The sequence below is a fragment of the Ensifer sp. Root142 genome, from assembly GCF_001426785.1.
GTDB lineage: Bacteria > Pseudomonadota > Alphaproteobacteria > Rhizobiales > Rhizobiaceae > Ensifer > Ensifer canadensis.
In genome coordinates this window covers 350,452-357,500 of the sequence record NZ_LMFK01000046.1, presented here as the reverse complement: position 1 = coordinate 357,500, position 7,049 = coordinate 350,452, and the positions used below count along the sequence as shown (strand labels likewise).

Below are 7,049 nucleotides of genomic sequence, written 5' to 3'. Positions count from 1 at the left end.
ACATCGGCCGCACGGACAGTGATCGTGGGTGTCTGCCAGAGCAGGGTCGCGACATCTTCCAGATCGGCTGTCAACGAGAGCTCAACTGCATCATGGCCACGATAAGACAGGCGTCCATCGGCAATACTGGAGATCGTCGTGGGTAGGACCGGGTCGCCCCAGCGGATCGCCTCGGCGGCGACGGCCGATGCGCGCGGGCGGCCCGCGTGACGTTCCGCCAGCCGCCTGACATCGTCAGCCTGATAAAGGCTGCGGCGCGAGTCGACTGGATCAGCCTTCGCGCGTATGCGCCCACGGCTCACATTCGCATAAAGCGTCTGCGGTTTGGTGCCGAGCTGACTGAGCGCCTCCTCAGCGGTGATCCAGAGCGTGTTCATATTGATCAAATTTATCAAGATTGACGTCAATACATCTTAGCCGGACCATTCTCCCGGTAAAGGAGAAACATCTATGAAAAACGGACTTGAAGATGTCATCGCCGCTGAAACGCAGCTCTCGGATGTGGATGGCGAGGCCGGTCGACTGGTCATTCGTGGTGTGTCGCTCGAACACCTCGTTGATGACGCCAGCTATGAGGATGTCGTTATCCTTCTGCTTGGTGGCCTGATCGAAGGAAATCTGCAGAAGGAGGAACTGCGCCGACGTCTGGGGCACATGCGGACAGAGGTCTTCGCAGATATCCGGACCATCGACGACCATATGCTGGAATTGCCACCTGTCGACATCATGCGCGCGCTCATCGCGCGGCTGCCTGATGGTGACGATCTCGAGGCAGCGCTCCGCCTGCTTGCTGCACCCGCCGTCTTCCTGCCGGCAATCCTGCGCCTGAAGAATGGCGACAAGCCGATTGCCCCATCGCCGTCGCTCTCCCAATCGGCAGACATTCTCGCGATGCTTGGCGGCGGGCTGCCGAGCGCGGGAAAGGTCAAAGCACTCGATGCCTATCTCGTGACGATTTCCGACCATGGCCTTAACGCTTCGACTTTCGCGTCAAGGGTGATCGCCTCCACCGGAGCCGGCCTCACATCGTCCGTCCTCGGGGCGATCGGTGCCCTCAAGGGGCCACTTCATGGCGGCGCGCCCGGACCGGTGCTCGACATGCTCGATGCGATCGGAACGCAAGAGAACGCGAAAGCATGGCTCAACCAGGCGCTTGATCGCGGTGAACGGCTGATGGGGTTCGGCCACAGAGTGTACCGCGTCCGCGATCCACGCGCCGATGCGCTGAGGCTTGCCCTGAAGCCCCTGATCGACGTTGGGCAGGTCGATCGCGAACGCATCGAGCTCGCCAATGCCGTCGAACAGGCAGCACTCATGATATTGAAGGAGCGCAAGCCGGATCGCCCGCTCGACGTCAATGTCGAGTTTTATACAGCACTGCTGCTCGATGCGTTGGGCTTCCCGAGAGATGCTTTCACCGGCGTCTTCGCCATCGGCCGCACCATCGGCTGGATTGCCCATGCACGCGAGCAGGCGCTCAAAGGTCGCCTGATCCGCCCGCGCTCGGTTTATGTCGGGCCGCTGCCACGGGCTGCCTAAGTCACTGACATGGCGCCTGCGGCAGGCAACCGCGCAGCCGCCCACCCGCTTTGTTCAGCCTTTGCCGAAGAGCCGTTGGAGCCGGGTCGAAAAACCCGGCTCCAACGGCTGCATGACAAAGACACGCCCGATATCAAGCCTTGATGAAGGCCAGGACGTCGGCGTTGAACTTGTCGGGCTCGATCTGGGCCAGGCCATGTGCCCCACCCTTGTAAACGATGAGCTTGGCGTCCCTTACGATCTTGGCCGTCTTTGCGGCGGATGCGGCAAACGGAACGATCTGGTCGTCATCGCCGTGGATCACCAGCGTCGGGCGATCGATCTTCTTCAGGTCGTCGGTGTAGTCGACTTCGGAGAATTCGCGGACGCAATCATAGTGACCCTTGATCGAGCCGACCATCCCCTGCAGCCAGAAGGATTCGCGAAGCCCGTCATTCATCTTCGCGCCTTCGAGGTTGAAGCCATAGAAGGGAAGAGTGAGTTCCTTGAAGAACTGCGAGCGATCGCCCGCGGTGCCCTTGCGAATGCCGTCGAAAACCTCAATCGGCGTTCCTTCTGGATTCGCCGCAGTCTTCAGCATGAGCGGAGGGACCGCGCCGACGAGAACCACCTTTGCAACGCGCCCGCTGCCGTGACGGCCGATATAATGGGCCACTTCGCCGCCGCCGGTCGAATGCCCGATCAGGATCGCATCCTTGAGGTCGAGTTTCTCGATCAGTTCCGCCAGATCGTCGGCATACTGATCCATGTTGTTGCCGTCCCACGGCTGGTCCGAACGACCATGGCCGCGCCTATCGTGGGCGATGACGCGGTAGCCGTTCTGCCCGAAGAACAGCATCTGGGCTTCCCAGGCGTCGCCCGATAGCGGCCAGCCGTGGGAGAAGACGATCGGCTGTCCCTTGCCCCAATCCTTGTAGAAGATGTTGGTGCCGTCCTTGGTAGTGATGAAACTCATGGGGTTCTCTCCATCTGGTGTTGGGATCGGGTTCTGGGCGCCAAGGCCGAGGCCGGGCAGAAACAAGGTGGCGCCAACTGCGCCGGCGGTCCTGAGGACCGTTCGGCGGGCAACTGGAAAAAGCGCGTTCCAATCTGTCATGGCGTCTCCTTGATGTTGTCTCTCGCCTGCGTCAGGCGCTCCGGCCCGACGCTCAGCAGGTGGCGAACGAGCGGAGCTGCGTCGCCGCGATGGAATTTGCGCACCTCCTGCTGCAGGTCGGCATCGGCCTTGGAGACCCGTCGATGCTGGCGCAGGTGCTCGGCCCAGGATTCGACGAAGAACCATTCGACCATGATCTCCGGATCAGCAGTGTCTTCCGTCACACCCCAGCCATAGGCACCGTCCCGCCGCCGTTCCGAAGAAAGCCTGTAGAGAGCGCTCGTGAACGCCTGTCGATCGGCGGGATCGACGCGATATTCTATGGTGATCAGCACGGGGCCGCGGTCATTGTCGATCGGCGAGGCCGTCAACGGCTCGGGCCAGTGATTGGAGGCGACCAGATCAGCCTCACCGGCAGGCAGCTTCACGATGTGAAATACCACGCCAACGACCACCAGCCCGGCGGCGCCGACCAGAAGGGTCGCCGGAACGCCAAGGAGTTCCGCTATGGCACCCCAGGCCAGGCTCCCGGCGGTCATCGCGCCGTTGAACACCGTGAGGTAGACTGCAAGCGCCCTACCGCGCACCCAGTTCGGCAGGATCGCCTGAGCCGCGCCGTTGAGTGTCGTCAGCGCGGTTATCCATGCGGCCCCGAGGCTCAGCAACAGGATGATCGCCACCCATTGCGGCGGTGCAGATGACAGGCCGGCCATGACGACGGCCGTGACCAGCGCGGCGGCGAGCAACAGCCCATCTGCACTGAGGAGCCTACGCAGCCTCGGCATGACGAGGGCGCCGCCAATCGCTCCGACTCCGACGGCCCCGAGAAGGACACCGTAAAAGCCGGCATCCCCGCCGAGCAGGTTGCGTGCAACGAGCGGCAGCAGCGCCCAGACGGCGCTCGAAAACGCGAAGAACACGGCAGCGCGCAGCAGCACCACGTGCAGTTCGCGGCTGGCGCGCGCATAGCGCAGACCCGCACGAAATGCGCCGGCGAACTTCTCCGACAAGCCATCGTCCGCACCGGGGGCGCGCCGCCACCAAAGCAGGGCCGCGATGACGAAGAGATAGCTCGCAACGTCGGTTGCATAGGTGATGGCCGCACCGAAGCTCGCAAGGATGAGCCCGCCGACCGCAGGGCCAATGGCACGCGAGATGTTGATGCCGAGCGAGTTCAGGGCGACGGCGCTCTTCAACTCCTGCCGCGTGACGAGTTCGGGAACGATCGATTGCCAGGTGGGTGCCATCAGCGCAGCACCTATACCACCGAGGAAGGTCAGCGCCACGAGCGAGCTCACGCTCTGCAATCCGGTCGCTGAAAGCAGCATGAGCCCGATGCTGACGGACGCCAGCAGTAGCTGGATGACGATCAGAAACCGGCGGCGATCGAGGATATCAGACAGAACGCCCGCAGGTATGGCGAGCAGGAAGATCGGCAGGGTCGCAGCCGCCTGAACCATGGCAACGGCCGCCGGAGCACCGGAGAGATCGGTCACCAGCCATGAACTGGCGACGTCGCGGATGAAACTGCCGGTATTGCCGATGACGGTGGCCACCCAAAGGACGGCAAAGACGGGCTGGCGCAGCGGTGCAAAGCCGCCTGCGGCCGGCGGCGGCGTGACATTCTGGGTCATGGCAGCGGTTCGCCTCCCGCCTCGTTTCGACGGTCAAGATCGTACCACGCGACCAGCAGGAAGGCGCCGGCAAGGCCGAGATGCTCGAAGAAGGCGTTGGTCGCCATGAACCGTTCCTGGCCGGGGGCCAGCTCCCAGAAGCGCAAGGCGATGAAGGTTGCGGCGAGCGTGAACGCGGCGAGGCCGAGAGCGGCAAGCCAACGCAGAATGCCTGCGAGGATCATCGCCGAGGCGAGAAGTTCGAAGACGATCACCGCCACCGCGAACAGTGCGGCCGGCTGAAGTCCGAAATGGTTCATCTCGCCGAGAGCGGCATCAAAGTCGAGGATCTTCGTCAACGGCCCTTGGATATAGGCGGCGCAGAGCCCAAGATGGGCGATGAACCGAATAGTGGGCGTGGTCACAAACGGCTGGACACCGGCCGCCAGCCGCGACGCAATTGTGGAGGAATGTGTCATTGCGGCTCCCTCCTCACACCGCCCAGCAGGCGCAGCCGAGCGCGCCGAAGAAACCCTTGAGATCGGCGATCGGCAGGCGTGATGTCCAGGCGCCGGCGTGGTCGTGGCCGTGGACATTGCAGTCGTTCAGGCATCCGCATGTGGAGATTGCGGTGCGGCGAAGGCTTCGTTTGCCGGCACCTTCCGGCTCCCCCCAGGAGGCATAGCCACCGAAGGTCCTGACCGGCGACCAGTCGGGCATGGCGGGCGGCACCGGGTTTTCGTCATGGGTGGCGAAGTCACCGGCGGCATAGACGACCTTGCCGCCGACCACCGTCAGCTCGGACGTCAGGAACGAGATCTCGTCTTCGGCGCAGGCAAAGAAGTCCTTGTCCGGCACGATCAGGTCGGCGAACTGCCCCTTTTCGATCCGGCCCTTCTTGCCTTCCTCGTTGGAAAACCAGGTGACCTTTTCGGTCCACATCCGCAGCGCCGTCTCGCGATCGAGGCAATTGGCGCGCGGGTAGAGTTGCAGCCCGCCGAGCGTCTTGCCGGTCACCATCCAGGACAGCGAGACCCAGGGATTGTAGGAGGCGACACGGGTGGCATCGGTACCGGCGGAAACATTGACGCCCTTGTCGAGCATCCGTTTGATCGGCGGTGTCGCTTCGGCGACGCCGTGGCCGTAGCGCTCGACAAAATATTCGCCCTGATAGGCCATGCGATGCTGGGTTGCGATGCCGCCGCCAAGCGCGGCGATCCGGTCGATCGAGCGCTCGGAAATTGTCTCGGCATGGTCGAAGAACCAGTTCAGGCCTTCAAGCGGGATGTCCTTGTTGACCTTCTCGAAGACGTCGAGGGCGCGGGAGATCGTTTCGTCATAGGTGGCATGAAGACGCCAGGGCCAGCGGTTTTCGGCAAGGATGCGCACCACCTCTTCCAGTTCGCCTTCCATTTCCGGAGCCATCTCCGGGCGTGGCTGGCGGAAATCCTCAAAGTCCGCGGCGGAAAACACCAGCATCTCACCGGCGCCGTTGTGGCGGAAATAGTCGTTGCCCTGCTTGTATTTGACCGAGGAGGTCCAGTTGAGGAAGTCCTCTTTCTCCTGTTTGGGCTTCTGGGTGAAGAGATTATAGGCCAGCCTCACGGTCATCTGCCCCTCGTCGGACAGTTTTTGGATGACCTCGTAATCATCGGGATAGTTCTGAAAGCCGCCACCAGCATCGATCACGCCGGTGACGCCGAGCCGGTTGAGTTCGCGCATGAAATGGCGGGTCGAATTGACCTGATAATCGAGCGGCAGTTTCGGCCCTTTGGCGAGCGTCGAATAGAGAATGCCGGCATTGGGCTTGGCAAGCAGCAGACCGGTCGGATTGCCCTTGGTGTCGCGGGTGATCTCCCCGCCCGGCGGGTTCGGCGTATCCTTGGTGTAGCCGACGGCCCTGAGCGCAGCGCCGTTGAGGAGCGCACGGTCGTAGAGATGCAAGAGAAAGACGGGCGTGTCGGGCGCGATCGCATTGATCTCCTCGATCGTCGGCAGGCGCTTTTCAACGAACTGATGCTCGGTAAAGCCGCCGACGACCCGCACCCATTGCGGCGCTGGCGTGATCGCCACTTGGCGCTTCAGCATATCCATGGCGTCGGCGAGCGAGCGCACCCCGTCCCATCGCAGCTCCATGTTGAAGTTCAGGCCGCCGCGGACGACATGGGTGTGGTTGTCGATCAGCCCGGGCAAAACCCGCTTGCCCTTCAGATCGATGATCCTGGTGTCGGGACCGGCGAGCGCCATGATCTCCTGATCCTGGCCGACGGCGAGAAACCTGCCGTCCTTGATTGCGACCGCGCTGGCGTTGGGATTGGAGCGGTCAAGCGTGGTGACGAGCCCGTGATGCAGGATAATATCGGCGTCCATCGGATTGTCTCCCTTGGTCGAAACGGTGTCGGCGGCAAGCGCCGGCGAAAACAGCGAGGGGAAGGCGAGCGTCGAGGCTGCCCCCAGAAAGCCGCGGCGTGTCGGCATCAGCCCACCTCCCCTTTCGAAGAGCGGTCGCGCGTGGCCACGTCATGGTCGGTTCCCGTCGGCAGCGCGCCGAAAACGTGGGGCACGCAACGGCTGTTGAACCAGGAGACGGTGACCGGCGCGCCAGAGACCAGCCGCTTGACGAGCGGAACGGCCTGTTCGCCGACGAGGATGCCGAGCAGGCCAAGCAGGGCGATCACGGGCGGCGCCGGCGAGCGCACATTCAGCAGTCCGTAGATGACACCGACCAGCAGACCGACGCCGAGCGACAGAAGATACATTTTCATCGAGTTCTCCTCACGGGACGGGTTGCCCGCTTCTCC

Annotated in this window: 7 protein-coding genes (1 of these 7 running past the window's edge); 1 reads left to right on the top strand and 6 read right to left on the bottom strand. The window is 63.0% G+C overall.

Annotation, left to right across the window (positions count from 1 at the left end):
- Positions 1-377 carry the 5' end (the start) of a citrate synthase gene (locus ASD52_RS32105; RefSeq protein ID WP_057226510.1) on the bottom strand. Its footprint begins 754 nt before the window's first position, so only the first 377 of its 1,131 coding nucleotides appear in the window; the start codon lies at positions 375-377; its stop codon lies off the left edge, out of view.
- A 73-nt stretch (positions 378-450) separates the two neighbouring features.
- On the opposite strand from ASD52_RS32105, the gene ASD52_RS32100 reads away from it, so the two are divergent.
- The gene (locus tag ASD52_RS32100; protein WP_057226501.1) at positions 451-1,539 is read left to right on the top strand and encodes a citrate synthase/methylcitrate synthase; all 1,089 of its coding nucleotides are present in this window, start codon (positions 451-453) and stop codon (positions 1,537-1,539) included.
- 133 nt (positions 1,540-1,672) lie between these two features.
- On the opposite strand, the gene ASD52_RS32095 is transcribed toward ASD52_RS32100, so the two are convergent.
- The 5 genes from ASD52_RS32095 to ASD52_RS32075 all read right to left on the bottom strand — a co-directional run bounded on the left by ASD52_RS32095 (position 1,673) and on the right by ASD52_RS32075 (position 7,013).
- Positions 1,673-2,494, bottom strand: coding sequence for an alpha/beta hydrolase (locus ASD52_RS32095; RefSeq protein WP_057226499.1), 822 nt, complete (start codon positions 2,492-2,494; stop codon positions 1,673-1,675).
- 137 nt (positions 2,495-2,631) lie between these two features.
- On the bottom strand, positions 2,632-4,269 hold the full coding sequence (locus ASD52_RS32090; RefSeq protein ID WP_057226497.1) for an MFS transporter: 1,638 nt from the start codon (positions 4,267-4,269) through the stop codon (positions 2,632-2,634).
- Positions 4,266-4,727: a DoxX family protein gene (locus ASD52_RS32085; RefSeq protein WP_057226495.1), complete on the bottom strand. Its 462-nt coding sequence runs from the start codon at positions 4,725-4,727 to the stop codon at positions 4,266-4,268. The genes ASD52_RS32090 and ASD52_RS32085 overlap by 4 nt, the downstream gene beginning before the upstream one ends.
- Positions 4,728-4,740: 13 nt before the next feature.
- Entirely contained in the window at positions 4,741-6,726 is a 1,986-nt protein-coding gene (locus tag ASD52_RS32080; protein ID WP_156613067.1) for an amidohydrolase, read from the bottom strand.
- Positions 6,726-7,013 carry a DUF1427 family protein gene (locus ASD52_RS32075; protein ID WP_025430081.1) on the bottom strand — a complete coding sequence of 96 codons (288 nt, stop codon included), beginning with the start codon at positions 7,011-7,013 and terminating at the stop codon, positions 6,726-6,728. The genes ASD52_RS32080 and ASD52_RS32075 overlap by 1 nt, the downstream gene beginning before the upstream one ends.
- Positions 7,014-7,049 lie beyond the last annotated feature (36 nt).

What these genes read in the sequence shown, in the direction of transcription:
- ASD52_RS32100 (WP_057226501.1), top strand. Translation starts at nt 451, where the DNA reads ATGAAAAACGGACTTGAAGATGTCATCGCCGCTGAAACGCAGCTCTCG.
- ASD52_RS32095 (WP_057226499.1), bottom strand. Translation starts at nt 2,494, where the DNA reads ATGAGTTTCATCACTACCAAGGACGGCACCAACATCTTCTACAAGGAT.
- ASD52_RS32090 (WP_057226497.1), bottom strand. Translation starts at nt 4,269, where the DNA reads ATGACCCAGAATGTCACGCCGCCGCCGGCCGCAGGCGGCTTTGCACCG.
- ASD52_RS32085 (WP_057226495.1), bottom strand. Translation starts at nt 4,727, where the DNA reads ATGACACATTCCTCCACAATTGCGTCGCGGCTGGCGGCCGGTGTCCAG.
- ASD52_RS32080 (WP_156613067.1), bottom strand. Translation starts at nt 6,726, where the DNA reads ATGCCGACACGCCGCGGCTTTCTGGGGGCAGCCTCGACGCTCGCCTTC.
- ASD52_RS32075 (WP_025430081.1), bottom strand. Translation starts at nt 7,013, where the DNA reads ATGAAAATGTATCTTCTGTCGCTCGGCGTCGGTCTGCTGGTCGGTGTC.